This is a genomic window from Tabrizicola caldifontis (genome assembly GCF_004762095.1).
GTDB classification, from domain to species: Bacteria; Pseudomonadota; Alphaproteobacteria; order Rhodobacterales; family Rhodobacteraceae; genus Tabrizicola; species Tabrizicola caldifontis.
In genome coordinates, this window is sequence record NZ_SIJH01000015.1 from 34,717 (window position 1) to 59,109 (window position 24,393).

General features: G+C 65.2%; 24 protein-coding genes. 16 read left to right on the top strand and 8 right to left on the bottom strand.

The annotated features are described in order from the left end of the window. The first annotated feature begins 6 nt into the window (after positions 1–6). The 5 genes from EYB42_RS13575 (at position 7) to EYB42_RS13595 (ending at position 6,265) form a co-directional block, all read left to right on the top strand. Positions 7–1,545, top strand: coding sequence for an NADH-quinone oxidoreductase subunit M (locus EYB42_RS13575; RefSeq protein WP_135450670.1), 1,539 nt, complete (start codon positions 7–9; stop codon positions 1,543–1,545). A gap of 10 nt (positions 1,546–1,555) precedes the next feature. Then, a complete protein-coding gene (gene nuoN, locus EYB42_RS13580) occupies positions 1,556–2,992 on the top strand; it encodes an NADH-quinone oxidoreductase subunit NuoN (protein WP_135450671.1) in 1,437 nt (478 codons plus the stop codon). Further along, entirely contained in the window at positions 2,982–3,728 is a 747-nt protein-coding gene (locus EYB42_RS13585; protein WP_135450672.1) for a biotin--[acetyl-CoA-carboxylase] ligase, read from the top strand. Before nuoN ends, EYB42_RS13585 begins: the two co-directional genes overlap by 11 nt. 90 nt (positions 3,729–3,818) lie before the next feature. After that, complete coding sequence (locus tag EYB42_RS13590; RefSeq protein ID WP_135450673.1) at positions 3,819–4,592, top strand: type III pantothenate kinase; 774 nt, start codon at positions 3,819–3,821, stop codon at positions 4,590–4,592. Further along, complete coding sequence (locus EYB42_RS13595; RefSeq protein WP_135450674.1) at positions 4,589–6,265, top strand: ribonuclease J; 1,677 nt, start codon at positions 4,589–4,591, stop codon at positions 6,263–6,265. Before EYB42_RS13590 ends, EYB42_RS13595 begins: the two co-directional genes overlap by 4 nt. A 101-nt stretch (positions 6,266–6,366) precedes the next feature. Here EYB42_RS13595 and EYB42_RS13600 read toward each other — a convergent pair whose 3' ends face one another. Then, positions 6,367–7,956 (bottom strand): DEAD/DEAH box helicase, encoded by a 1,590-nt coding sequence (locus tag EYB42_RS13600; RefSeq protein WP_135450675.1) that lies wholly within the window; start codon positions 7,954–7,956, stop codon positions 6,367–6,369. Positions 7,957–8,467: 511 nt separating this feature from the next. Between EYB42_RS13600 and EYB42_RS17395 the strand changes: the two genes are divergently transcribed. After that, on the top strand, positions 8,468–8,611 hold the full coding sequence (locus EYB42_RS17395; RefSeq protein WP_167851025.1) for a hypothetical protein: 144 nt from the start codon (positions 8,468–8,470) through the stop codon (positions 8,609–8,611). Here the strand turns inward: EYB42_RS17395 and EYB42_RS13605 are convergent. Continuing rightward, positions 8,608–10,203, bottom strand: a complete 1,596-nt coding sequence (locus EYB42_RS13605; RefSeq protein WP_135450676.1) for a peptide chain release factor 3 — start codon at positions 10,201–10,203, stop codon at positions 8,608–8,610. The genes EYB42_RS17395 and EYB42_RS13605 overlap by 4 nt on opposite strands. 238 nt (positions 10,204–10,441) lie before the next feature. On the opposite strand from EYB42_RS13605, the gene EYB42_RS13610 reads away from it, so the two are divergent. After that, positions 10,442–11,218: an SDR family oxidoreductase gene (locus tag EYB42_RS13610; RefSeq protein WP_135450677.1), complete on the top strand. Its 777-nt coding sequence runs from the start codon at positions 10,442–10,444 to the stop codon at positions 11,216–11,218. A gap of 228 nt (positions 11,219–11,446) precedes the next feature. Further along, on the top strand, positions 11,447–12,529 hold the full coding sequence (locus EYB42_RS13615; protein ID WP_135450678.1) for an ABC transporter ATP-binding protein: 1,083 nt from the start codon (positions 11,447–11,449) through the stop codon (positions 12,527–12,529). Between the two features lie 262 nt (positions 12,530–12,791). Here EYB42_RS13615 and EYB42_RS13620 read toward each other — a convergent pair whose 3' ends face one another. Continuing rightward, positions 12,792–13,145, bottom strand: coding sequence for a helix-turn-helix transcriptional regulator (locus EYB42_RS13620; protein WP_135450679.1), 354 nt, complete (start codon positions 13,143–13,145; stop codon positions 12,792–12,794). Positions 13,146–13,307: 162 nt separating this feature from the next. Here EYB42_RS13620 and EYB42_RS13625 point away from each other — a divergent pair, with 162 nt between their 5' ends. From EYB42_RS13625 to EYB42_RS13640, 4 genes are read left to right on the top strand one after another with little or no spacing between them, the layout of a single operon-like run. Then, positions 13,308–13,520: a twin-arginine translocase TatA/TatE family subunit gene (locus EYB42_RS13625; RefSeq protein ID WP_135450680.1), complete on the top strand. Its 213-nt coding sequence runs from the start codon at positions 13,308–13,310 to the stop codon at positions 13,518–13,520. Between the two features lie 27 nt (positions 13,521–13,547). After that, on the top strand, positions 13,548–14,111 hold the full coding sequence (tatB, locus tag EYB42_RS13630; protein WP_135450681.1) for a Sec-independent protein translocase protein TatB: 564 nt from the start codon (positions 13,548–13,550) through the stop codon (positions 14,109–14,111). Beyond that, positions 14,108–15,004 (top strand): twin-arginine translocase subunit TatC, encoded by an 897-nt coding sequence (gene tatC, locus EYB42_RS13635; protein WP_135450682.1) that lies wholly within the window; start codon positions 14,108–14,110, stop codon positions 15,002–15,004. Before tatB ends, tatC begins: the two co-directional genes overlap by 4 nt. Further along, entirely contained in the window at positions 15,001–15,840 is an 840-nt protein-coding gene (locus tag EYB42_RS13640) for an ATP-binding protein (RefSeq protein ID WP_240784166.1), read from the top strand. The genes tatC and EYB42_RS13640 overlap by 4 nt, the downstream gene beginning before the upstream one ends. A gap of 121 nt (positions 15,841–15,961) precedes the next feature. On the opposite strand, the gene EYB42_RS13645 is transcribed toward EYB42_RS13640, so the two are convergent. From EYB42_RS13645 to surE, 3 genes are read right to left on the bottom strand one after another with little or no spacing between them, the layout of a single operon-like run. After that, the gene (locus EYB42_RS13645) at positions 15,962–17,125 is read right to left on the bottom strand and encodes a peptidoglycan DD-metalloendopeptidase family protein (RefSeq protein ID WP_135450683.1); all 1,164 of its coding nucleotides are present in this window, start codon (positions 17,123–17,125) and stop codon (positions 15,962–15,964) included. A gap of 55 nt (positions 17,126–17,180) precedes the next feature. Continuing rightward, positions 17,181–17,849 carry a protein-L-isoaspartate(D-aspartate) O-methyltransferase gene (locus tag EYB42_RS13650; RefSeq protein WP_135450684.1) on the bottom strand — a complete coding sequence of 223 codons (669 nt, stop codon included), beginning with the start codon at positions 17,847–17,849 and terminating at the stop codon, positions 17,181–17,183. Next, positions 17,846–18,634: a 5'/3'-nucleotidase SurE gene (gene surE / locus EYB42_RS13655; protein WP_135450685.1), complete on the bottom strand. Its 789-nt coding sequence runs from the start codon at positions 18,632–18,634 to the stop codon at positions 17,846–17,848. The genes EYB42_RS13650 and surE overlap by 4 nt, the downstream gene beginning before the upstream one ends. 133 nt (positions 18,635–18,767) lie before the next feature. On the opposite strand from surE, the gene EYB42_RS13660 reads away from it, so the two are divergent. The 4 genes from EYB42_RS13660 to EYB42_RS13675 all read left to right on the top strand — a co-directional run bounded on the left by EYB42_RS13660 (position 18,768) and on the right by EYB42_RS13675 (position 22,175). After that, on the top strand, positions 18,768–19,538 hold the full coding sequence (locus tag EYB42_RS13660) for an ABC transporter ATP-binding protein (RefSeq protein WP_135450686.1): 771 nt from the start codon (positions 18,768–18,770) through the stop codon (positions 19,536–19,538). A gap of 31 nt (positions 19,539–19,569) precedes the next feature. Continuing rightward, positions 19,570–20,337, top strand: coding sequence for a transporter substrate-binding domain-containing protein (locus tag EYB42_RS13665; protein ID WP_135450687.1), 768 nt, complete (start codon positions 19,570–19,572; stop codon positions 20,335–20,337). Between the two features lie 330 nt (positions 20,338–20,667). Next, positions 20,668–21,399 (top strand): ABC transporter permease, encoded by a 732-nt coding sequence (locus tag EYB42_RS13670; RefSeq protein WP_135450688.1) that lies wholly within the window; start codon positions 20,668–20,670, stop codon positions 21,397–21,399. Then, complete coding sequence (locus EYB42_RS13675; protein ID WP_135450689.1) at positions 21,396–22,175, top strand: ABC transporter permease; 780 nt, start codon at positions 21,396–21,398, stop codon at positions 22,173–22,175. The genes EYB42_RS13670 and EYB42_RS13675 overlap by 4 nt, the downstream gene beginning before the upstream one ends. Before the next feature lie 478 nt (positions 22,176–22,653). Here the strand turns inward: EYB42_RS13675 and iolB are convergent, their stop codons facing one another. Both iolB and iolE read right to left on the bottom strand, forming a co-directional pair. Further along, positions 22,654–23,460, bottom strand: coding sequence for a 5-deoxy-glucuronate isomerase (iolB, locus tag EYB42_RS13680; protein WP_135450690.1), 807 nt, complete (start codon positions 23,458–23,460; stop codon positions 22,654–22,656). A gap of 12 nt (positions 23,461–23,472) precedes the next feature. Continuing rightward, positions 23,473–24,384, bottom strand: a complete 912-nt coding sequence (gene iolE, locus EYB42_RS13685) for a myo-inosose-2 dehydratase (protein WP_135450691.1) — start codon at positions 24,382–24,384, stop codon at positions 23,473–23,475. Positions 24,385–24,393: the final 9 nt, after the last annotated feature.

The following is a 24,393-nucleotide window of genomic DNA, read 5'->3' on the forward strand; positions in this document are numbered from 1 at the left end:
GGGATCATGGAAAACCAGCTTCTCTCGATCATCACCTTCCTGCCGCTGGTCGCGGCATTGATCCTTGCACTGTTCCTGCGTGGCGACGACGTGGCGGCACGGAACGGGGCCAAGTGGCTTGCGCTTTTCACCACCAGCGCGACCTTCGTGATCTCGCTGTTCGTGCTGCTGCGCTTCGACCCGTCGAACACCGGCTTCCAGTTCGTCGAGGAACGCCAGTGGATTCTGGGCCTGACCTACAAGATGGGGGTGGACGGCATCTCGATCCTTTTCGTCATGCTGACCACGTTCCTGATGCCGATCACCATCTGGTCGTGCTGGAACGTCGAGCACCGGGTGAAGGAATACATGATCGCCTTCCTGGTGCTTGAGACGCTGATGCTGGGCGTCTTCATGGCGCTGGACCTGGTGCTGTTCTACCTGTTCTTCGAGGCGGGCCTGATCCCGATGTTCCTGATCATCGGGATCTGGGGCGGCAAGGACCGGATCTACGCGGCCTTCAAGTTCTTCCTCTACACGTTCCTCGGCTCGGTCCTGATGCTGGTCGCGATGATCGCGATGTACATGGACGCAGGCACGACTGACATCGTGAAACTTCTGACCCACAACTTCGGGTCGGAGACGTTCAGCCTGCTCGGCATTCATGTCGTGGGCGGGTTGCAGACCCTGCTGTTCCTGGCCTTCTTCGCCAGCTTCGCGGTGAAGATGCCGATGTGGCCGGTGCACACCTGGTTGCCGGATGCCCACGTTCAGGCGCCGACCGCCGGATCGGTGGTGCTGGCCGCGATCCTTCTGAAGATGGGCGGCTACGGCTTCCTGCGCTTCAGCCTGCCGATGTTCCCGGTGGGGTCGGACGTGATGGCGCCGCTGGTGCTGTGGCTTTCGGCCATCGCCATCGTCTACACCTCGCTGGTGGCGCTGGCGCAGACCGACATGAAGAAGCTGATCGCCTATTCCTCGGTCGCGCACATGGGCTATGTGACCATGGGCATCTTCGCCGCGAACCAGCAGGGCGTGGATGGAGCGATCTTCCAGATGCTGAGCCACGGCTTCATCTCGGGAGCCCTGTTCCTTTGCGTGGGCGTGATCTACGACCGGATGCACACCCGAGAGATTGACGCCTACGGCGGGCTCGTGAACCGGATGCCGGCCTATGCGCTGGTCTTCATGTTCTTCACCATGGCGAACGTGGGCCTGCCCGGCACCTCGGGCTTCATCGGCGAGTTCCTGACCCTGGTCGGCGTCTTTCAGGTCAACACCTGGGTCGCGGCGGTGGCCACCACGGGGGTGATCCTGTCGGCAGCCTATGCGCTGTGGCTTTACCGCCGGGTCGTCTTCGGCGACCTGATCAAGGAGGCGCTGAAGTCGATCACCGACATGGACCGCCGCGAGAAGGCGATCTTCGCCCCCCTGATCGCCATGACCCTGATCCTGGGCGTGTATCCTAGCCTTGTGACCGACATCATCGGCCCCTCGGTCGCCGCCCTCGTCTCCGACTATCACGCCGCGCTGCCTGCCGATCCGGCGGCGCTGGCCATGCACTAGGAAGCCCGACATGACCTCTGCAGATTTCCGCATCCTTCTGCCCGAGATCCTTCTGTCGGGCTATGCGATGGCCGCGCTGATGGTGGCGGTCTATTCCACCAGGGACCGGCTGGCCCCGACGCTGGTATGGGCGACGGCCGGGCTGTTCGTGGCGCTGGCCCTCTATATCGGTTTCGCCGGCACCGGCGAGCGCACGGTGTTCAACGGGCTGTTCATCGACGATCCCTTTGCCCGGTTCGCCAAGGTCACGATCCTGCTTTCGGCGGCGGCAGTGCTGGTGATGAGCCAGGACTACATGACCCGCCGCGATCTTCTGCGCTTCGAATACCCGATACTCGTTACCTTGGCGGTGGTGGGGATGATGGTCATGGTCTCATCCGCCGACCTGATCACGCTCTACATGGGGCTCGAGCTGCAGTCGCTGTCGCTCTATGTCGTGGCTGCGATGCGGCGTGACAGCGTGAAATCGTCGGAAGCGGGCCTGAAATACTTCACTCTGGGCGCCCTCTCCTCGGGCCTTCTGCTTTACGGTGCCTCGCTGGTCTATGGCTATGCCGGCACCACGCAGTTCGCGGGTATCCTGTCCACGGTGAAGGACGGCGTGCCCCTGGGCTTGCTCTTCGGGCTGGTTTTCATGCTGTCAGGCTTGGCCTTCAAGGTCAGTGCCGTGCCCTTCCACATGTGGACGCCCGACGTCTATGAAGGCTCGCCCACGCCAGTCACCGCCTTCTTCGCAACCGCGCCGAAGGTGGCAGCCATGGCGCTGATCGCTCGCCTGGCGCAGGACGCCTTCGGCAGCATCCCGACGCAGTGGGGCCAGGTGCTTGCGGGCCTTGCAGTCGCGTCGATGTTCCTTGGCGCCGTGGCGGCGATTGGCCAGCGCGACATCAAGCGGCTTATGGCCTATTCCTCGATCGCCCATATGGGTTATGCGTTGATCGGCCTCGCGGTCGGCACGGCCTATGGCGTGCAGGCCACGCTGATCTACATGGCGATCTACGTCACGATGAACGTGGGCACCTTCGCCTTCATCCTGTCGATGGAACGCGACGGACGCCCCGTTTCGGATATCGCCGGCCTGAACCAGTTCGCGAAGAAAGAGCCGTTGAAGGCCCTGGCGATGCTGGTGTTGCTGTTCTCGCTTGCCGGCGTTCCGCCGATGGTGGGCTTTTTCGGCAAGTTCTATGTGCTGAAGGCGGCCGTCGATGCGGGCATGGTCTGGCTGGCCGTGGCCGGCGCCATCGCAAGCGTGATCGGGGCCTTCTACTACCTGCGCCTTGTCTATTACATGTACTTCGGTGCCGAACAGGATCCGGTGGACAGCCGCATGGCCCCGGTGCAATGGGCCATGCTGGTCGCCGTGGCCGCGATCATGCTTCTGGGCGTCATCAATCTGTTCGGGATCGAGGGTCCGGCGGCGCTGGCCGCCGAAGCGCTTGTCCGCTGAAGGCGGGGCAGGGCGCATCGTCCTGCCCGAAATCGACAGCACCAATGCCGAGGGCTTCCGTCGCGCCCCTGGACTGTCGCGCCCGACCTGGATCCTCGCCGGAATCCAGACGGCCGGTCGCGGCCGCAGGGCGCGCCCCTGGGCAAGCCCGCGGGGCAATTTTCACGGCTCACTGGTGCTGAAACCGGCAGAACGCGCCGAGACCGTGGCATTGCGGTCTTTCGTTGCCGCGTTGGCCCTGCGAGATGCATTGGTGCGGTTGACAGGCCTTCCGGGCAGCTTCGCGCTGAAGTGGCCGAATGACGTGCTGTGCAACGGGGGAAAGATCGCTGGCATCCTGCTGGAAAGCCAGGGCCTTGGCAGCCGTGATCCCGTGCTCTGCATCGGGATCGGCGTGAACCTGATCGCCGCCCCAGACCCAAGTATGGTCGAACCCGGCGCGGTGCCGCCGGTTTCGCTCTTGCAGGAGACAGGCCTGCGAATCCTGCCGGAAACCCTGCTTGATGCGCTCGCCCCCGCCTTTGCCGCCTGGGAAGAGACCCTGCAGACGCAGGGTTTCGCCCCGCTTCGCACCGCATGGCTGGCACATGCCGCCCGCCTTGGCGAAACGATCCGTGCCCGTACCGGGTCAGAGACGCGCGAAGGGCGGTTCGAGACCATTGATGAAAACGGCAACCTGATCCTGCGGATGAAGGATGGCCCTGTTGCCATCCCCGCGGCGGAGGTGTTCTTTTGAACGACCTTGGGCTTGCTCCTTGCAAGATACTCTACGGCGGACCGGGGGTGTGAAACCCCCGATCCGCTGCCAAAGCGAAAGACGCCCCCCATGCTTCTTGCCATCGACTGCGGCAACACCAACACTGTCTTCTCGATCTGGGACGGCGCGCGCTTCATCGCCACCTGGCGGATCGCCACCGATCACAAGCGGACGGCGGACGAATACTATGTCTGGCTCTGTTCGCTGATGACCATGACCGGAACAAAGGCTACCATTACGGAAGCGATCATTTCGTCGACCGTGCCGCGCGTGGTCTTCAACTTGCGCGTCCTCTGCGACCGCTATTTCAACTGCCGCCCGCTGGTGGTCGGCAAGCCCGACTGCAAGCTGCCGGTGGCGCCGCGTGTCGATCAGGGCACGACGGTCGGCCCCGACCGGCTGGTGAACACGGTTGCAGGCCACGACCGGCACGGCGGCGACCTGATCGTGGTGGATTTCGGCACCGCCACCACCTTCGACGTGGTGGACACCGACGGCGCCTATGTCGGCGGAGTGATCGCCCCCGGCGTGAACCTGTCGCTCGAGGCCCTGCACATGGCCGCAGCAGCCCTCCCCCATATTGATGTCGCGAAGCCGGCCCGGGCCATCGGCACGAATACGGTGGCCTGCATGCAATCTGGCGTGTATTGGGGCTATGTGGGCCTGGTCGAGGGCATCGTGCGTGAGGTGCGGCGCGAGCGCGAGAGGCCGATGAAAGTGATTGCGACAGGTGGTCTCGCTTCCCTGTTCGCGCAAGGAACCGACCTGTTTGATGCGATCGAGGACGACCTGACCATCCATGGCCTTGTCCTGATCAATGCCTACAACAAGGATACCCAATGACTGCAAACCGGCTGATCTATCTTCCCCTTGGCGGTGCCGGGGAGATCGGCATGAATTGCTACGTGTATGGCTACGGTCCGATCGGCAGGGAACGGTTGATCCTTGTCGATCTGGGCGTGGCCTTCCCCGACATGGACACGTCGCCCGGTGTCGATCTGATCATGCCCGATATCTCGTGGCTGCACGACAAGCTGGACCGGCTTGAGGCGATCTTCATCACCCATGCGCACGAGGATCATATCGGCGCCTTGGGTCACCATTGGCCCCGGTTGCAGAAGAAGGTCTATGCGCGCCGCTTCACAGCGACCATAGGGCGGCTGAAATTTGAAGAGGCCGGCCTTCCCATCGACCAGATCGTGACCGTTGATGCGCGGCCGGCGGCAGTCGAGGCGGGGCCCTTCAGGGTGCAGTTCGTGCCCGTGTCGCATTCGATTCCGGAAAGCTCGGCCCTGGTGATCGACACGCCAGCGGGACGCGTCTTCCATTCGGCCGACTTCAAGATAGACCATAGCCCGGTGGTGGGCGAACCCTGGGACGACGCACGTCTGGCCGAGATCGTGGCAGAGCGCCCGGTCAAGGCGATGACCTGCGATTCCACCAATGTCTTTTCCACCCATCCCGGCCGGTCGGAATCCACCCTGGCCGAACCTCTGACCGAGCTGATCCGCAATGCCTCGGGCATGGTGGTGGCGACGACCTTCGGCTCGAACGTCGCGCGGCTGAAGACCCTTGCCGAGGCCGCCCGCACCGCCGACCGCACGATCTGTGTGTTGGGTCGGTCGATGAAGCGGATGCTGACGGCGGCAGAGGAGGCCGGGGTTCTTTCGGGCTTTCCAAGGACCGTCACCCCGGAAGAGGCGGCCGAGATCCCGCGGCGGAACCTGATGCTTCTGGTCACCGGCAGCCAGGGCGAACGCCGGGCGGCCAGCGCCCAGCTGTCGCGCGGCAAGTATCTGGGGCTCGAGATGAAGGAGGGCGACACCTTCCTGTTTTCGTCCAAGACCATCCCCGGCAATGAACGCGACGTGCTGCGGGTCTGGAATGCGTTTTCCGAGAAAGGCGTGATCGTGGTCGATGACCAGGGCGGGCGGTATCATGTTTCTGGCCATGCCAACCGGCCGGATCTGGAACATGTCCACAGGCTGATCCTGCCCGACATGCTGATCCCGATGCACGGCGAACATCGTCATCTGGTCGAGCATGTGCGCATTGCCACCGAAAGCGGCATTGCTGCGGCAGTGGCGGTGAACGGAACGATGCTGGACCTGACCGGTGACGTGCCGGTAGTGGCAGAATACGTCGAGACCGGCCGGGTCTATCTGGACGGCAACGCGCTGATCGGGGCCCTGGACGGTGTGGTGCGTGACCGCATCCGCATGGCCCTGAACGGTCATGTTCTGGTGACGGTGATTCTGGACGAAACCGACGAGCCGATGGGCGAACCCTGGGTCGAGCTGATGGGGCTGCCGGCCACCGGGCGGGGCAACCGGCCGCTTGCCGAGACGATGGAAGCGGACCTTGCCCATTTCACCGATCGGGCGGGCCGGAAGCTATTGAAGGATGACGCCAAGCTGGAAGAGGAAATCCGCAGGCTGGTGCGCCAGGTTGCAATGGAAGAGATCGGGAAGAAGCCAGAAGTGACCGTGGTCATCAGCCGGCTGATGGCCGAGTAGTCAGCCGCCAGACCGATTGTCGAGGACACCGTCACTCCTTGCGGGCTTCCAGCCGGCAGGAAGTCGAAACCGACGAGGTAAGGGGGCCTGTGCGCCTGCCCTCAGCCCTGGGTGCCCGTTGCCGTGTCGTCTGTCTCTTCGGCGGGTGCGGGCTTCAGCGCAAAGCTGCGAAGGATGAAGTCTGGCACATGGTCGCCCATGCCGACGACGGCAGGCCCAAGGTCGCGGTCGCGGCGGTAGTCGCGCCGATCCTCGCGCGGCTCGCGGCGGTCTTCCCTGCGTTCGGGCCGGTCCTCCCGGCGCCGGTCGCCGCGCGGTTCGCGCCGGTCCTCGCGGCGTTCTGCTCGGCGGGGCTCGGCCGGCTCGACTGCCTCGACTGCCTCGGGCTTCGGTGCGGCGACAAGCGGTTCCATCGGCGCCACCTCGTCATGCGGTTTCACCGGGCGTTCCCGTTCCCGGCCGCGGGTGCCGCGGTCGCGGCCGCGGGAGCCGCGATCCTCGCGCGGGCGGTCCGGCCGGCCATCGTCTGCGCTGGGGGTGAAGCCTTCGGGCAGTGGCCCGCGCGGAATTTCGGCCTTGATCAGGCTTTCGATGGCCTTGATGTATTTCTCGTCCGAGGGCACGGCGATCGTGAAGGCCTTGCCCAGACGTCCGGCCCGTCCGGTACGACCGATGCGGTGGACATAGTCTTCGGGGTGCGATGGCACGTCGAAGTTGAACACATGGCTGACCGCCGGAATGTCGAGCCCGCGCGCCGCCACGTCCGAGGCGACCAGCAGGTGCAGCGTGCCGTCGCGGAAGGCGTCAAGCGTCTTCATCCGCTGCGACTGGTCAAGGTCGCCATGGATGGGTGCTGCGTTGAAGCCATGCGCCTTCAGCGACTTGGCCACCACATCCACATCCATCTTGCGATTACAGAAGATGATCGCATTGGTGCAGGAATCGCCTTCTGCCTTGATCAGCGCGCGCAGCACGGCCCGCTTGTCGGCAAAGGCGCGATCCTTCCGCGCCGGTGTCACCTCGATCAGGCTTTGCGTGATCGTGGTCGAGGTCGTCGCCTGACGCGCCACCTCGATCCGGGCCGGATTGGTCAGGAAGGTGTTGGTGATCCGCTCGATCTCGGGCGCCATGGTGGCGCTGAAGAACAGGGTCTGGCGGGTGAAGGGGGTAAGCTGGAAGATGCGCTCGATATCGGGAATGAAGCCCATGTCAAGCATCCGGTCGGCTTCATCCACCACCATGATCTGCACGCCGGTCAGAAGAAGCTTGCCACGCTCGAAATGGTCCAAGAGGCGGCCGGGGGTGGCGATCAGCACATCGACGCCACGGTCGATCAGCTTGTCCTGTTCGCCAAAGGCAACGCCGCCAATCAGGAGCGCCTTGGTCAGCTTGGTGTGCTTGGCGTAGATGTCGAAGTTTTCGGCGACCTGGGCGGCCAGTTCGCGCGTAGGTGCAAGGACCAGGCTGCGCGGCATCCGGGCGCGGGCGCGGCCCTGGCCCAGCAGCGTGATCATCGGCAGGGTGAAACTTGCCGTCTTGCCGGTGCCGGTCTGGGCGATGCCAAGAACATCGCGCCCTTTCAGCGCCTCGGGGATGGCCTGGGCCTGAATGGGCGTGGGGGTTTCGTAGCCAGCTTCGCTGATGGCCTGAAGCACGCGCGGGTCAAGCGCGAGGTCGGAGAATTTGGTCATGTGCGTCCTGTGAATGCGGCATCGGGCCGCATGAGTTCTGGGACGCAAGTTTCCGGGCGCCCCGGCGTCGTGACCCCTGTGGCCACCGGATGCCCTTAGCCGAAACTTGTCCAAGGGTCAAGGCAAACGGGGCCCCTCTGGTCAGACGGCCCGGTCTGTGGATTTTTTGAAAATTCGCCGACCAGACTACATCTGAACTGCGTTCTGCGACTCCTTTTTTGTGTCAGGCACATTACGAGAACCTTGCTTCGAATTGCCGCCCTGCTGGCGGTGTTTTCCATGCCCTTGTCTTCCGATCCGAACGGCTGCGACCTGCAGGGTTGCCGCGCCGAAGTTTCGTTCGGCCTCCACCTCTGACTTTGGCAGCTATGGAATCCTGATCGTCGCGCCAGACAGCGGCTGCGGGCGGCTCCGGTTCCGCGTCGAAGGCCCGTCCGGCGACTTCCCGGGCCATACACCACCTCTGGATCCCGGTCAGCTTGCCGTGGTGCGGATAGGGCAGAGGTTTCCTGTGGGCGAGTATTTGCTGATAATCGTGGCCGAGGGCTGCGCGACCATACCGGCCCGCGCCCGCAAGGTGGCGCTGTCCAAGCTGTCACCCGATCATGGCTGGCGGGCCGCAATCATGGCGCAGGTTTCAAGTCCGGTGGGCTAGACCATCATCTCCTTGGTCGCAGTCAGCTTCACCCCCGGATAGTCGCGCAGCACGCGGTCGATGTCCCATTGCAGGCGCGTCAGGAACACCAGGTCCCCGTCGCTGTCATGCGCGATATGGCCCTTGTTGACGTTGACCAGCTTTTCGATTGCCGCCTTGTCGCCGGAAATCCAGCGGGCCGAGGTGAAGTTCGACCCCTCGAACCGGACGGGCAGCGAGTATTCCTGCTCGATCCGGGATGCCAGCACGTCGAATTGCAAGGCCCCCACGACGCCGACGATATAGCCCGAGCCGATCATCGGCTTGAACACCTTGGCCGCGCCTTCCTCGGCGAACTGCATCAGCGCCTTCTCCAGGTGCTTGGCCTTCATCGGATCGGTCGCGCGGATCGTTTGCAGGAGTTCCGGCGCAAAGCTCGGGATGCCGGTGAAGCGGAGGGATTCGCCTTCCGTCAGCGCATCGCCGATGCGCAGTTGCCCGTGGTTCGGGATGCCGATGATGTCGCCGGCCCAGGCTTCCTCGGCCAGTTCTCGGTCGGCGGCCAGGAACAGGACCGGGTTGGTGATCGACATGGGCTTCTTCGAGCGCACATGGAACAGCTTCATGCCGCGTTCGAAATGCCCCGAGGCGAGGCGGACGAAGGCCACCCGGTCGCGGTGTTTCGGGTCCATGTTCGCCTGGACCTTGAAGACGAAGCCGGTGACGGCGGGCTCGGACGGGTCGATCTGGCGTTCGGCGGCCTTCTGCGGCTGAGGCTCGGGCCCGTATTCGCCGATGCCGTCCATCAGTTCCTTCACCCCGAAGGAGTTGATGGCCGAGCCGAACCAGATCGGGGTCAGCGAGCCGTTGAGGAAGGCCGCGCGGTCGAAGGCGGGCAAAAGCTCGCGCGCCATTTCCAGTTCCTCGTGGAACTTCGCCAGCAGGTCGGCGGGGATGTGTTCGGCAAGCTTGGGGTCGTCCACCCCGCTGATCTTGATCGATTCCGCTACCCGGTTGCGGTCGGCGCGGTCCATGATCTCCAGCCGGTCGTGGAGGAGGTCGTAGGCGCCGATGAAGTCGCGTCCCATGCCGATCGGCCAGGAGGCCGGGGTCACGTCGATGGCCAGGTTATCCTGGATCTCGTCGATGATGGCGAAGGTGTCGCGGCTTTCGCGGTCCATCTTGTTGCAGAAGGTCAGGATGGGCAGGTCGCGCAGCCGGCAGACCTCGAACAGCTTGCGGGTCTGGGATTCCACGCCCTTGGCCCCGTCGATCACCATGATTGCGGCGTCAACGGCGGTCAGCGTGCGGTAGGTGTCTTCGGAAAAGTCGCTGTGGCCGGGGGTATCGACCAGATTGAAGCGGAAATCGCGGTAGTCGAACGACATGGCCGAGGCCGAGACGGAGATTCCGCGCTCCTGTTCCAGCTTCATGAAATCCGACCGCGTGCGCCGCGCATCGCCCTTGGCGCGGACCTGGCCTGCCATCTGGATCGCCCCACCGAACAGCAGGAACTTTTCGGTCAGCGTCGTCTTGCCGGCGTCGGGGTGCGAGATGATCGCAAAGGTCCGGCGGCGGGCGATTTCGGGCGGAAGGGGGGCACGGTTCGACATGGGCGCCCGTATAGGGGTTGTGCGCCCGTCCCGCAAGGAAGCTGCCGGGGGGCCTTTGACCGGAGCGGCCATGGCCGCAAGGCTTTTGCTTCGTCGTCGGGCTTCGCCTCCTTCTCGGGCGTTGGGGGCGCTTAGCCCGCCAATCGCGCCGAGAGTATTTAGGAAGGAGCAAATCGGCTTGGGGTTCTTGTCCTTGTCCCGGCGGATGCTAGGGTCCGCAAGGCAGGGAGGATCGGTCATGGATCTGGGGATCAGGGGAAAGCGGGCGCTGGTTTGTGCATCGTCCAGGGGCTTGGGGCGGGGCTGTGCCGAGGCTTTGGCCGAGGCCGGAGTGGATCTGGTGATGAACGCGCGGGGCGTGGAGGCGCTGGACGCAGCAGCGGCAGAGATCCGGGCGCGCCATCAGGTGAATGTTGTCGCCGTTGCGGGTGACATCACCACGGAAGGTGGCCGGGCGGCGGTGCTGGCCGAGGGGCCGTTCGACATTCTGGTGACGAATGCGGGCGGACCGCCGCCGGGCAAGTGGTCGGACTGGGGGCGCGAGGATTTCATCCGTGCGCTCGACGCCAACATGCTGACGCCGATCGCGTTGATGCAGGCGGTGTTGCCGGGGATGATGGACCGGGGCTGGGGGCGTGTGGTGAACATCACCAGCGTCTCGGTCAAGGCACCGGTGGCGGTTCTGGGCCTGTCGAACTCGGCCAGGGCGGGACTGACCGGTTTCGTTGCAGGCACGTCACGTCAGGTGGCAGGCAGCGGCGTCACGATCAACAATCTGCTGCCGGGCATCCACGCCACTGACCGCGCGGTTGCGCTGGATGCGGCGGTGGCCAAGGCGCGGGGGATCAGCATGGAGCAGGCAATTGCCGAACGGGCGGCCACCATTCCGGTCGGGCGCTATGGCACTCCGGCCGAATTCGGGGCGGCCTGTGCCTTTCTGTGCTCTCAGCACGCCGGTTTCATTGTGGGGCAGAACATCCTGCTGGATGGCGGGGCGACCAACACGACGCTGTAGCCGGTTGCGGTCGAGGCCGGCCACGCTGCGCGCTGCCGATCCGGGTCTTGTCTTGATCAGGGCGGGTGGTCGAAGTGTTCGCTTGCCTCGGGTGCAAGCCATGTGCGGTCGCCCCCCCCCCCCATGTGGATGCAGCTGTAGCCGGCGGCCAGGGCGCGGCGGGTTTGCTGTCGCTTGTGGTGGGGGCAGGGCGCTGATATGAAAATCTGACGAAAATTCTTGGACTACATGCCGGACAAAGCCCCCCTTCGCCTGGAAGTTTCGCATCTGACCCGTGCCTTCGGTGGAAGACCCGTGGTCGAAGATGTTTCGCTGACCGTGGCTGCCGGGCAGGTGACCTGCCTGCTGGGCCCGTCGGGATGCGGCAAATCGACCACGCTGCGGATCATCGCGGGTGTCGAGCGGGCCGACAGCGGCGAAGTCAGGATCGACGGTCGTCTGGTCGAGGGGGCTGGAGTGCATGTGCCGCCCGAGGCTCGATCGGTCGGTCTGATGTTCCAGGACTTTGCGCTGTTTCCGCATCTGACGGTGGCCGAAAATGTCGGGTTCGGGCTGCGGATCGACAAGGCCGAAAAGGCGCGGCGGGTGGGTGAACTGCTGGAAAAGGTCAATCTTTCCGGCTTTGGTCAGAAGCATCCGCACCAGCTTTCCGGCGGCGAACAGCAGCGGGTGGCGCTGGCACGTGCGCTTGCGCCGCGCCCCCGTGTGATGCTGATGGACGAGCCGTTTTCGGGCCTGGACAACCGGCTGCGCGACGGCATCCGCGACCGGACACTGGACCTGCTGAAAGAGGAACAGACGGCGGTTCTGCTGGTCACGCACGAACCCGATGAGGCGATGCGGATGGCCGACGAAATCGCGTTGATGCGGGCAGGGCAGATCGTGCAGAAGGGGGCGCCCTACAATGTCTACAATGCGCCGGTGGACAAGGCGGCGGCGGCTTTCTTCAGTGATATCAATGTCATCCGCGGTGTATCGAAGGGTGCGCTGACCGAGACGCCCTTTGGCGCCTTCCTCACGCCGGGGCACAGGGACGGGGCCGAGGTCGAGATCGTGATCCGCCCGCAGCACCTGCGCATCGACTTCGACCGCGGCGGCAAGGGGCCGAATCCGACGCCGCAGGATGGCACGGCGGCGCGGGGCACAGTCATCAGAAGCCGCTATCTGGGGCGCGAGAGCCTGGTCGACTTCGCGATGGATTTCGAGGGGGCGCGGCTGACGGCCAGCGTCCCGGGGGTATTCCTGCCCAAACCGGGAACCGTTCTTTGGCTGATGATCCGGCGCGATCGGTGCTTCGTGTTCGGTGTTTGACGCATCAGCCGGGAATGCGGTGTCGTTCCAGTGGCCTGGACAGGGTGCAAGCCCTCCTTCCTGTGTCGTCCTTCCCTCTGCGCGCCCTTGCTGCGTTGTGTCTGTTCTATATCCACATGTGGCCCGGCAAGCTCCGGCCGGGCCGTCGCCGCGTTCGCCGCAGTCGCACCGGCGGGATGCCCCCACACCCATCCCTCACCAACGAGGGGGAGGCACCCAGGGCTGCAGGCTGGACATGGGCCGGTGGGATTGCTGTCCATGTTCAGCCCTCGGTCTCGATCCCCGACTGCGGCAGCAGCGTGGCGACCTTGTAGAGAAGACTGCGCGCCGCCTTTGCGCGGGGGTTGCCGTCCTGGCCGACGTGGCGAAGCCCCTCGACCAGCGCCTCGAGTTCCTCTGGCGTAAGCATGGTGGGCGGCAGCATCAGGGGCGAGCGCAGGATATAGCCCAGGCCGCGTTCGCCGGTGACCGGCAGGCCGGTGGCGGCCAGCATCTCCATGTCGCGCCAGATCGTTCGGGTGGACACGCCAAGCCGCTGCGCCAGTTCGGCCGCCGTATGCAGCCGCCCGTCACGCAGGGCCTGGACGATGTCGTAAAGGCGGGCGTCGCGTTTCATGGGCCATTTCGCCGGGGTATCGGTCCGACTTACTGACAAAATACTGTCAGTTGACTGCGGGGCGCAAGCGGCTTGGGTCTTGGAAGCGGCGGGATCGGGGGCGTAATTGGGGGCAGTGACGGAATCCGCCCCGGCTTCGGGGCCTGCATGGAGGGGGTTCACATGCTCAACAACATCGGCCTTCCCGGCCTTCTGCTGATTGCGGTCGTGCTGCTGGTTCTGTTCGGCAAGGGCAAGGTGTCCAGCCTGATGGGCGAGGTCGGCAAGGGGATCACGGCCTTCAAGAAGGGTGTGGCCGACGGCACCAAGGAAATCGAGGATGCCAAGGCGGAAGCGGCCAAGGACGTGACGCCGGCCGAGAAGGACAAGGCCTGAGCTTCGGGCCTTTTCGGGGGATAGCCCATGGATTTCAGCTGGTCCGAGCTTCTGGTCATCGGGATCGTTGCGCTGATCTTCATCGGTCCGAAGGACTTGCCCGGTATGTTCCAGCAGTTCGGCCGTTTCATGGCCAAGGTGCGGGCCATGGGGCGCGAGTTCAGTCGGGCGATGGAAGAGGCAGCAAAGGAGACCGGCGTCAAGGAGGTGGCGGCGGATCTGAAGAAGGTCGCCAATCCCAAGTCAATGGGGCTGGACGCGGTCAAGTCGGCTGCGGACAAGTTCGAGAAGTGGGATCCGCTGAAGCCTGCGGCGAAGCCGGCAGCGACCGGCACCGCACCGCTGACCCCACCACCGATGCCGGCCGCTGCGGCCGCTGTCGCTTCGGCTGCTGCTGCGGCGGCGCCGGGATCTGCGACGGCAGCCTTGGCCGAGACGGTGGCGGCGAAGAAGGCGGCGGCGGCAGAAAAGGCGGCGGCCATCCGCGCGGCGCGCGAGGCCCCGGTTTCCGCAGCAGCCGAGCCGCCGACGCCAAAGCGGGGCGGCCGGGTGCGCAAGAAGGCCGAAAGCGGCACGGGTGAGGGCGCATGAGCGCGAAGGACGAGATTGACGACAGCTCGGCCCCGCTGGTCGAGCATCTGGCGGAACTGCGCAACCGGCTGATCTGGTCGGTTTCGGCGTTCATCGTGGCGATGCTGGCCTGTTTCATCGTGGCCGACCCGATCCTTGATTTCCTGCTGCGCCCGATCGAGCAGGCGATGCGCGATCTGGGCAACCCGAACCCGGTGATGCAATACACCGCCCCACAGGAGTATTTCTTCACGCTGGTCCACATCTCGGTCGTGGCCGGGCTGATGGTCAGCTTTCCGGTCATTGCCTACCAGCTGTGGCGGTTCGTCGCACCAGGGCTTTACCGCAGCGAGAAGCAGGCATTCCTGCCGTTCCTGATCGCCTCGCCCGCGTTGTTCCTGCTGGGCGCGACTTTTGCGCATTATGTGGTCACGCCCATCGCGATGCGGTTCTTCCTGGGGTTCGCGGACAGCGCCTCGCTTCTGTCGGTGCTGGCACCGCTGGTCATCGACACCCAGGCCGATGTGCCGGTGGCTGTGCCGAGCGAGGGGATCGAGATCGTCTTCCAGGGCAAGGTGAACGAGACGCTGGACATCAGCCTGAAGCTGATCATCGCCTTCGGTCTGTGTTTCCAGCTGCCGGTGCTTCTGACGCTGATGGGCAAGGCGGGGCTGGCTACTTCCGCAGGGCTGGCGGGGATGCGGAAATATGCGATCGTGCTGATCCTCGTTGTGGCCGCGCTGGTCACCCCCCCCGATGTGATGAGCCAGCTGATCCTGTTCTTCGCGGTCTACCCGCTCTATGAGGTGTCTATCTTCATGATCCGCCGCATCGAGAAGAAGCGTGAGGCGGAACTGCGCGCCGAGGGTCTGTGGGACGAGGACGAGGCAGACGAGACGGAGAAGCAGGCGTGACTGACGCACTGGAACGGATTGCCGCCGCGTTGGAGCGGCTGGCGCCGGCGCCGATGCCCGCGCCGGATTTCGCCGCCGAGGCCTTCGTCTGGCATACAGGCCCCGACCGTCTGGAGCCTGTGAAGCGCGTCGCACGGGTGGATCTGTCTTTGCTTGTGGGTGTCAACCGGTCGCGCGATACCCTGCTGGAAAACACCCGGCATTTCGCCGCCGGATTGCCTGCGAACAATGCGCTGCTCTGGGGTGCGCGGGGGATGGGCAAGTCAAGCCTCGTGAAGGCCGTGCATGCGAAGGTGCGTTCGGAAGGGCACGACCTGAAGATTGTGGAACTGAGCCGCGAGGATCTGCCCAGCGTCCAGCGGCTTCTGGCGCATCTGCGCGAAGCGCCATACCAGTTCCTGCTGTTCTGCGACGACCTGTCCTTCAGTCATGATGATCAGCACTACAAGAGCCTGAAGGCGGTACTTGACGGCGGGATCGAGGGGCGGCCGGAGAACGTTTTGTTCTACGCGACCTCGAACCGCCGCCACCTGATGCCCCGCGACATGATCGAGAACGAACGCTCCACCGCGATCAACCCTTCGGAGGCGGTGGAAGAGAAGGTTTCCCTCAGCGACCGCTTCGGCCTGTGGCTGGGTTTCCATCCCTGCAGCCAGGACGAATACCTGGAGATGATCCGCGGCTACTGCGCCGCCCATGGGGTGCGCGTGCCGGAGGAAAGGCTGCACGCCGAGGCGGTGGAATGGCAGGCCACGCGGGGCGCAAGGTCTGGCCGGGTGGCATGGCAGTTCTTCTGTGACCTCGCGGCGCGTGAAGGCGTGCGGGTCGCGGTCTGATCCCCGCCAGGCATTCCGGCGCAGATCCCCTTCTTGCGGCTTCGTCTGTTCGTCGTGCGGCCGCCTCGTGTGACCGCGCCGAGATAAGTTACGAACTCATCGACGAGCGTTTCGCGCCGGACTATCGCAGGTACGTCATCGGGTCGATGCTGTCCACGCCCTTCCTGATCTCGAAATGCAGGAAGGCAGGATCAGCCTTGCGCACCACGCCGATGGCCTGCCCGCGGCTGACCGTATCGCCCTTTTTCACCTTCAGCGCGTCAAGGCCGGCATAAACGGTAAGCAGTCCGCCATCGTGCCGTATCACCACGATCGGCACCTGATCGGTGTCGCGGGTAACGGCGGCGACGGTGCCGGCGGCTGCGGCCACAACAGGGGTTCCGGCGGGGGCGGCGATGTCGATGCCCTGGTTCGTGCGCTTGTCGTAGCCGCGGATGATCTTGCCCTGCACAGGCATGCCGAATTTCGAGGCCGAGGCCGCAGTGGCCTGTGCGCCAAGGTCGGGCGAGGGCGGCGTCTCCTTGGGTTTTGCCGCCGCAGGGGTGGTCTTTTCGTCCGGCAGGGGCTTGGCAGCCGAGGGCGGCTCGGGCGTCGGGCTGCCGGCGCCGGGCGGAGTGGGCACAGGTTCGGGGTTCGGGGCGGGCCCGGTGGCGATGGGGATGATCAGGGTTTGGCCCTCGCGCACGGCCATGTCGGGGCCCAGCTGGTTCCAGTCGGCCAGCGCCTTGGCCGAGACATTGTAGGTGCGCGCGATGGTGAAGGCGGTTTCGCCCCGCGCGACGCGGTGGGTTGCAGGCTGGTTCGGGATCGGTTTCGAGGCCGATGGTGCTGGCGTGGCCGGGCCGACCGAGTCCAGCGCTGTGGTTGCGATGGCCGAGATGTCAACGCCGCCGCTGACGGGTGCGCTGCCGCCTATGGTCGCGGGCTGGGGTGTGGCGGCGACGCGGCGGGGCAGCAACAGCAGCTCGCCCTCGCGCAGCGGATCGGTTGGCCGCAACGCGTTGGTCTGGGCAAGTTCGGTTGCGTTCAGGCCCAGACGACCGGCCATGGACACCACGGTTTCACCGCGCCGGGCCTTGGCAAGCTGGTAGTCGGGGTAGGAAAGGATGCCATTGGAGTCCGGGGTCGGCGCCCGTGCCGTGGCCTGACGTGCGGCGTCTGCGGTGCTGCCGCCGTTCCCCCGCAGATCCCAGTCCATCTCGCCGGTGTTCACGCAGGCCGAAAGCGCAAGCGCGCTGGCCCCCAGCACGAGTGTCGTCCGCAGGGTTCTGCCGATGGTGCGCATTCCGTCCCGCCTCATTGCTCGACTGCTTCCGGGTTTGCCCGGCTGGTCTGCCATACTACTCGGACCCCAGCCCCTCTACCAGTGGCACAAAGCGCACCGGGCGGAGTTCCTCGTAATCAAACCCGCGTGAGGTGCGGGTGACCTTGATCAGGCTTTGCACCGTATCCGACTGGCCTACGGGCAGAACCATGATGCCGCCGGGCTTGAGCTGTTCCAAAAGCGGGCCGGGCGGGTCTTCGGCGGCGGCGGTCACGAGGATGCGGTCGAAGGGCGCCTGCTCCGGCAGACCGAACGAGCCGTCGGCCGCGATGGCGGTGATGTTGGTGATGTCCAGCTGACGGAACAGATCGGTCGCCTCGCGTACCAGACGACGGTAGCGGTCAACCGTATAGACCCTGCGGGCGAGCTGCGCCAGGATCGCGGCCTGGTAGCCCGAGCCGGTGCCGACCTCCAGCACGGTGTCGCGGGGAGTGACGTTCAGCGCCTGGGTCATCAGTCCCACCACCGAAGGCTGGCTGATCGTCTGACCGCAGGCGATGGGAAGGGGCATGTCCTCGTAGGCGCGCCCGGCAAAGATGCCGCGGACGAAAAGACCGCGGTCAACCATTTCCATCGCGGTCAGCACGCGGGTGTCGGTCACGCCGCGTGATCGGAGGGCAAAGAGGAAGCGCATCTTGCGTTCTGCAAGCGTTTCGGAGGGGTTGTCGTCCTCCGTCCCTGTCATGAGGCAAGCCGCCGTTCCAGATCGGCCAGCAGGTCATGCGCGGTCAGGTCGGCGCGCATCGGCGTGACCGAAATCCAGCCGTCAAGATTCACCGCCGCGTCCGAGCCGGGCAGCGTGGGCGTGTGCTGGTGGCCCCCCTTGATCCACAGGAACTTGCGGCCCGATGGCGAAAGATGAGGTTCCACCGAAAACGAAGTGTCGCGGCGGAACCCCTGGGGGGCGACCCTGGTTCCGCGCGTCGCGCTGGCGGGAAGGGGCGGAAAGTTGATGTTGTAGAACACGCGGTAGTCGTCCTGCGTCCAGACCCCCTTGTCCAGCAACGCACGGATCACCGCGGCACCGTGGACGCGGGCGCTTTCGAACGGATCGGCCAGCACCACGTTCTCCGGTCCGAAGAACTGCGACAGCGCAATGGCAGGAACCCCTTGCAGCGCGGCTTCCATCGCCCCGCCGATGGTGCCGGAGTAAAGCACGTTCTCGGCCGCGTTGTTGCCGCGGTTCACGCCCGAAAGCACGAGGTCGGGCTTCGCCCCGTCCAGCACGTCATAGATCGCGGCCAGCACGCAGTCGGCCGGGCTGCCTTCAGCGGCAAAGCGGCGGGGGCCAAGCTCGGCGATCATCATCGGATGGGTGTAGCTGATGCAATGCGCGACGCCCGATTGCTCGAAGGCGGGGGCAACGGTCCAGACCTCGCCCCCTGGCCCGGCGATTTCTGTGGCAATTGCGGTCAAGACCTCAAGGCCGGGTGCGTTGATGCCGTCGTCGTTGGTGATCAGGATGCGCATGGGTCCCCCGTGATCCCCCCTGATTAGACGACAGGCGCCCACCCTTCAAGGCGCCATGCCGGGCCAGCATTCACGCAGGAAAGACTTGCACGAGGCCGAATTGCACGCTCAGATAACAATAACAGGGGGGCGCATGGCAGAGACATCGGCAAGGCCCGAGGCGATCCGGGTCGAGGACCTGCACAAGAGCTTTGGCGCGCATGAGGTGCTGAAGGGCGTGTCGCTGACTGCGCGCGAGGGTGACGTGGTGGCGATCATTGGCGGCTCGGGTTCGGGCAAGTCCACGATGCTGCGCTGCATCAACTTTCTGGAAACGCCGTCGTCGGGCCGGATCACCGTCGCCGGGGAGCCGGTGGCGATGCGGGCGGACGGAAGCCCCGCCGACCGGCGGCAGATCGAGCGGATCCGCCAGTCGCTGGGGATGGTGTTCCAGTCCTTCAACCTGTGGACCCACCGCACCGTTCTGGAGAACCTGATCGAGGTGCCGGTGCATGTTCTGAAGACCCCGAAGGAGGAGGCAGTGGAGCGTGCCCGCAAGCTTCTGGCGCGGGTCGGGCTGGCCGAGAAGGAGGCGGCCTATCCCGCCTTCATGTCGGGCGGCCAGCAGCAGCGCGCCGCCATAGCGCGGGCGCTGTGCATGGAGCCCAAGGCGATGCTGTTCGACGAGCCGACCAGCGCCCTGGACCCCGAGCTTGTGGGCGAGGTCCTGCAGGTGATCCGGGGGCTGGCCGACGAGGGCCGGACGATGATCCTAGTCACGCACGAGATGAAATTCGCCCGCGAGGTCGCCGACCATGTGATCTATCTGCACAACGGCCGGATCGAGGAGGAAGGGCCGCCCGATGCGCTGTTCGGGGCGCCCAGATCCGAGCGGCTGAAACAGTTTCTCAAATCCGTCGCATGAGACGGCGGAACCAACCAGCAAGGAGACATCAATGAAGATCAGAACCCTCGCCGCTGCGCTGCTGCTGATGGCCGCCCCAGTCGCCGCGCAGGACGTGAAGGTCGGCATCGCGGCCGAACCCTATCCGCCCTTCGCAAGCCCCGATGCCTCCGGCAACTGGGTCGGCTGGGAGGTCGAGATCATCAATGCGGTCTGTGCCGCTGCCGAGATGAACTGCGTCATCACGCCGGTGGCCTGGGACGGGATCATCCCTTCGCTGACCTCGGGCCAGATCGATGCGATCATGGCCTCGATGTCGATCACTGAAGAGCGGATGAAGACCATCGACTTCAGCGACAAGTATTACAACACGCCCACGGTGATCGCGGCCGCCAAGGGATCGGGCATCACGCCGACGCCCGAGGGGCTTGCCGGAAAGGTCATCGGCGTCCAGGTGGCCACGATCCACGAGGCCTATGTGAACAAGCACTTCGCCGGCTCGGCGGCCGAGATCAAGGTCTATCAGACCCAGGACGAGGCGAACCAGGATCTTGCGGCGGGCCGGATAGATGCGACACAGGCCGACAGCATCGCGCTTGATGCCTTCATTGCCTCGGACATCGGGGCGGCCTGCTGCGAGATCGTGGGCGCGGTGGCCGACGACCCAGAGGTTCTGGGTCTTGGCGTGGGCGTGGGCTTGCGCAAGGGCGAGGACGAACTGAAGGCGAAGTTCAACGCCGGTATCGCCAAGATCCGCGAGGACGGGACCTACGACAAGATCACGGCGCAGTATTTCGCCTCGTCGATCTACGGCGAATGAGGCAGGCGCGGGCGTGCGGCTGATGCCGCGACGGATCCCCCACCCCCATCCTTTCCCCACGCGGGGGAAGGGAGGCGCGCCGACCGGTCGGATGCGCCGGCAAACGGGTGCGGCGCTTCCCTCCCCCTGCGTGAGGGAGGGAGAGGGAGGGGGGGCTGCCGGCCCCCGCGGCGCGCGGGGCGGCCGGCCAGCGGCATTGAGCGCGTGGCGGGGCAAGCCTTGTGTCTCGCCTCTGCGCGCAGGCGCGCAACCGGCTCGGGCGGCGGGGGTTTCCCACCCCCGCATCCCCGTGGACCATTTGCAAGAAGCAAGCTCGGGGGCGGGCGGGCGATGAGCGGGGCGCTGCTGTCCTCGACGCTGGAGCTTCTGGCGCTGAACCCGCCGGGCTGGGGGGCGGTGCTTCTCTGGGGCCTCTGGCATTCGGTGCTGATCGCGGCGGGGGCCTTCGCGCTGGGCCTTGGGATCGGGGTCCTGGGCGCCTATGGCAAGATCTATGGCGGGCCGGTGACGAAGGATCTGCTGGCGGTCTATACTACGGTGGTCCGGGCCGTGCCGGAGCTGATCCTGATCCTGATCCTGTATTTCGCGGTCACTGATGCGCTGAACCAGATCCTGGTCGCCTTGGGGCGCGAGAAGGTGCAGATCTCCGGTGTTGCGGCGGGGATCCTGGTCCTGGGCGTGGTGCAGGGGGCCTATGCGACCGAGGTGCTGCGAGGAGCGATCCTGTCGGTGCCGGCGGGGCAGATCGAGGCCGCTCGCGCCATGGGCATGCCGCCGGTGATGCTGGCGCGACGGGTGACGCTGCCCCTGATGCTGGCGCTGGCCCTGCCGGGGTTGGCGAACCTGTGGCTGATTGCGACCAAGGACACCGCACTTCTGGCTGTAGTCGGGTTTGCGGAACTGACGCAGGCGACCCGGCAGGCCGCATCGACCACCAAGGCCTTCTTCACCTTCTACGCGGCGGCCGGCGTGCTGTATCTGGCGGTCTCGCTTGCCTCTACTCTGATCTTCTCGGTGCTGGAACGGCGCGCGCGGCGTGGGCAGAGGCCGGTGCAGGGATGATCCGGTCGCTGTTGATCCCCCGGCGGCTGGTGATGCTGGCGATCCTGGCGGTGATGGCCGGGCTGGTCGTGGCCTATGGCCGGTGGGAGTGGCTGGGCAATCCGAAGTATCAGGCACTGATCGTGCGGGGGATCGGCAACACGCTGATCCTGCTGGTGCTGACCATGGCGATCGGCATGGCGCTGGCGATCCCGCTGGGCCTGGCGCAGGCGGTGGGACCCTGGTATCTGGCGGTGCCGGCGCGGGTGTTCTGTTCGGTGATCCGGGGTACGCCGCTGCTTCTGCAGCTGTTTCTGCTGTATTACGGGATCGGAAGCCTGTTCCCCGGCATCCCCGGCATCCGCGACAGCTGGGCATGGCCGATCCTGCGTGATGCCTGGTATTATGCCGTGGTCGGTCTGTCGCTGTCGGTCGCGGGTTATGAGGGCGAGGTGATGCGCGGCGCCTTCAAGGCGGTTCCGCACGGCCAGCTTGAGGCCGCGCGGGCGATGGGAATGCCGCGTTTGACCATCTTTCGCCGCATCTGGCTGCCGCAGGCGCTGCACCGCGTGCTGCCGACCCTGGGCGGCGAGACGGTGTTGCAGCTGAAGGCGACGCCACTGGTGGCGATGATCACGGTGGTCGATATCTACGCCGTCGCCAGCCGGGTTCGGTCGGAGACACTGATCACCTATGAGCCGCTTCTGCTGCTTGCGGTCGTGTATCTTGGCATCACCGGGGTGATCGTGACGCTGTTCCGCTGGTTCGAGGGGCGGGTGCCGCAGAGGGTGGCCTGAGGCCACGGCATTCGGCTGCTTTTGCAGAAGCGGGGCTGGCCGCCCATACGGCAATATCCTGATGGTCGGACTGGTCCGCAGGCAGCAGAGTCAGCGGTTGTCGCGGGGGATGCCGCAAACAACGGCTGCGACGACAACCGTTTACAGCCGCAAACCAGTTCACAGGATTGCCATGAAACTGCATGGCACTGTCCCGCCCAGGTCATATTCGGCACAACTTTAGCGGTCATCCTGTGCATGCGGAAAAACCCTGGGGAGGTCTCTGGTCATGGCTTATCTACTTCGATTCTGGATGGTGGCATCCGGCAAGGCAGAGGATCGGCGACTGCGCCGGATCGCTTTGATCGGGAAGCATCGCCTTGCAGCGGGTAATCCGGCGGTCAGGGTCTTTTCGGCAAGGGCTGGACGGCCGGGAGCGGCTTGACCGCAGCCAGAGGCCCACAGTGCTTCTGGCGGCCTGGGCCGTGGCGTGATGGGATCAGGCGTCCCTTTGCGCAATCCAGTCGTGGTCGGGATCGTTCTGGAAGCGCCACTTGCGCAGGGGGCCGGCCATGACGTTGAGGTAATACATCTCGTAGCCGTAGGGCGCACCGCAAGGGTGGTGGCCCTTCGGCACAAGCACGACATCATGGTTCTTCACCGCCATCGTCTCGTCCAGCGTGCCGTCTTCGGTATAGACTCGCTGGATGCCGAAACCCTGGGCGGGGTTCAGGCGGTGGTAATAGGTTTCCTCCAGGTAGGTCATGCGGGGGAAGGCGTCCTCGTCATGCCTGTGGCTGGGGTAGCTCGACCAATGGCCGTCAGGGGTGAAGACTTCGGTCACCAGCAGGCTGTCGGCGACCTCGCGGCTTTCCATGGCGATGTTGTTGACATAGCGGGTATTGGTCCCCTTGCCGCGGGGGGTCAGCGTGATCCCCTCGGGGCCAAGGCGCTGCGCCCTGTGCCCCCCCCTGCCCGGCGCCTTGCAGACGCCGATGGTGCAAGGCGTGGTGGCCACGGCCTTCCAGCTTTGCCCGTTCGGGACGTAAAGGCAATGCGGCGGGGTCTTTTCGAACACATCCATCCGGTCGCCCATCTCGCCCCAGTCCTGACCGGCGGCTTGGACCCTGGCCTTGCCCTCGACGATGACGAGGATGACCTCGCGGTCCCCCGTCGCCTCTTCGGCCATGTCGCCCGGTTCCAGCCGGTAGAGCGTAAAGCCCACATAGCCCCAGCCGGCGTTTTCGGGAGTGATCTCATGCACCTTGCCGCGGGTGCCGGTCGGATGGCGGAGGAGGTGGGGCATGGTCCTGATCCTTCAGGAAGGGCGGCTGTGGTCGATCGTCAGGCCTGCCTTGGCGCAGACCTTCAGAATGTGGTCGTAGCCAAGTTTCGAATACTCGTAGGGTGGCGCCTTGGCCGGATCCTGTTCGGCCTCGACAACGATCCAGCCGGCATAATTCATTGCCTTCAGCCTGTCGGTCACGGCCTGAAAGTCGATGCAGCCGTCGCCCGGCACGGTAAAGGCACCGGCGATCACGGCGTCGAGGAAGCTGCGGTTGTTCAGCCGCACGTCCCGGACGACGTCGGGACGGATATCCTTGAAATGCACATGGTGTACCCGGTCGGCCCAGCGGTCGAGAACGCGCAGGACATCGGCCCCGCCGAACAGAAGGTGGCCGGTGTCGAACAGCAGCTTCACTTCGGGTGCGGAACCTTCCATGAGCGCGTTCACGTCATCCTCGGATTCGATGAACGAGCCCATGTGATGGTGATAGGCAAGCGTCATGCCCTGATCCGCCATCCATTTCGCCAGTTCGGAAAGCTTCGCGCCATAGGCCTGCACGTCTTCGGCGGCGAATTTCGGGCGGTTATTGACCGGAACCGCGATGTCGCCCTGAACGGTGTTCGAACATTCCGCATAGACGATGCAGGGGGCGCCCAGGGCCACGAACTGTTCCACCTGGGCGCGCACGGCCTCGATCTCGGTCTTCACGTCGTTGACCAGCAGGTTGCCGGAACACCAGCCCCCACAGAGGTAAAGCCCGTTGGCGTTCAGGTAGGACCGCAGGCCTTCTGTGTCCGCAGGCATGCGGCGGCCGCGTTCGACGCCGGTATAACCGATCTCGCGCGCCTCGCGGAGCGCCTGCTCCATCGTGTAGGCGGCAGTCAGGTCCGGCAGGTCGTCGTTCTGCCAGCAGATGGGAGAGATGCCGATCTTGACGCTCATCGCGGGTGC

Bases quoted from the DNA above. Each gene is read 5' to 3' on its own strand.
- tatB (WP_135450681.1), top strand. From the start codon at position 13,548: ATGGATTTCAGCTGGTCCGAGCTTCTGGTCATCGGGATCGTTGCGCTG.
- EYB42_RS13615 (WP_135450678.1), top strand. From the start codon at position 11,447: ATGCCGGACAAAGCCCCCCTTCGCCTGGAAGTTTCGCATCTGACCCGT.
- tatC (WP_135450682.1), top strand. From the start codon at position 14,108: ATGAGCGCGAAGGACGAGATTGACGACAGCTCGGCCCCGCTGGTCGAG.
- EYB42_RS13670 (WP_135450688.1), top strand. From the start codon at position 20,668: ATGAGCGGGGCGCTGCTGTCCTCGACGCTGGAGCTTCTGGCGCTGAAC.
- nuoN (WP_135450671.1), top strand. From the start codon at position 1,556: ATGACCTCTGCAGATTTCCGCATCCTTCTGCCCGAGATCCTTCTGTCG.
- EYB42_RS13660 (WP_135450686.1), top strand. From the start codon at position 18,768: ATGGCAGAGACATCGGCAAGGCCCGAGGCGATCCGGGTCGAGGACCTG.
- surE (WP_135450685.1), bottom strand. From the start codon at position 18,634: ATGCGCATCCTGATCACCAACGACGACGGCATCAACGCACCCGGCCTT.
- EYB42_RS13575 (WP_135450670.1), top strand. From the start codon at position 7: ATGGAAAACCAGCTTCTCTCGATCATCACCTTCCTGCCGCTGGTCGCG.
- EYB42_RS13650 (WP_135450684.1), bottom strand. From the start codon at position 17,849: ATGACAGGGACGGAGGACGACAACCCCTCCGAAACGCTTGCAGAACGC.
- EYB42_RS13675 (WP_135450689.1), top strand. From the start codon at position 21,396: ATGATCCGGTCGCTGTTGATCCCCCGGCGGCTGGTGATGCTGGCGATC.
- iolE (WP_135450691.1), bottom strand. From the start codon at position 24,384: ATGAGCGTCAAGATCGGCATCTCTCCCATCTGCTGGCAGAACGACGAC.
- EYB42_RS13600 (WP_135450675.1), bottom strand. From the start codon at position 7,956: ATGACCAAATTCTCCGACCTCGCGCTTGACCCGCGCGTGCTTCAGGCC.
- EYB42_RS13645 (WP_135450683.1), bottom strand. From the start codon at position 17,125: ATGCGCACCATCGGCAGAACCCTGCGGACGACACTCGTGCTGGGGGCC.
- iolB (WP_135450690.1), bottom strand. From the start codon at position 23,460: ATGCCCCACCTCCTCCGCCATCCGACCGGCACCCGCGGCAAGGTGCAT.
- EYB42_RS13665 (WP_135450687.1), top strand. From the start codon at position 19,570: ATGAAGATCAGAACCCTCGCCGCTGCGCTGCTGCTGATGGCCGCCCCA.
- EYB42_RS13595 (WP_135450674.1), top strand. From the start codon at position 4,589: ATGACTGCAAACCGGCTGATCTATCTTCCCCTTGGCGGTGCCGGGGAG.
- EYB42_RS13625 (WP_135450680.1), top strand. From the start codon at position 13,308: ATGCTCAACAACATCGGCCTTCCCGGCCTTCTGCTGATTGCGGTCGTG.
- EYB42_RS13620 (WP_135450679.1), bottom strand. From the start codon at position 13,145: ATGAAACGCGACGCCCGCCTTTACGACATCGTCCAGGCCCTGCGTGAC.
- EYB42_RS13605 (WP_135450676.1), bottom strand. From the start codon at position 10,203: ATGTCGAACCGTGCCCCCCTTCCGCCCGAAATCGCCCGCCGCCGGACC.
- EYB42_RS13590 (WP_135450673.1), top strand. From the start codon at position 3,819: ATGCTTCTTGCCATCGACTGCGGCAACACCAACACTGTCTTCTCGATC.
- EYB42_RS13610 (WP_135450677.1), top strand. From the start codon at position 10,442: ATGGATCTGGGGATCAGGGGAAAGCGGGCGCTGGTTTGTGCATCGTCC.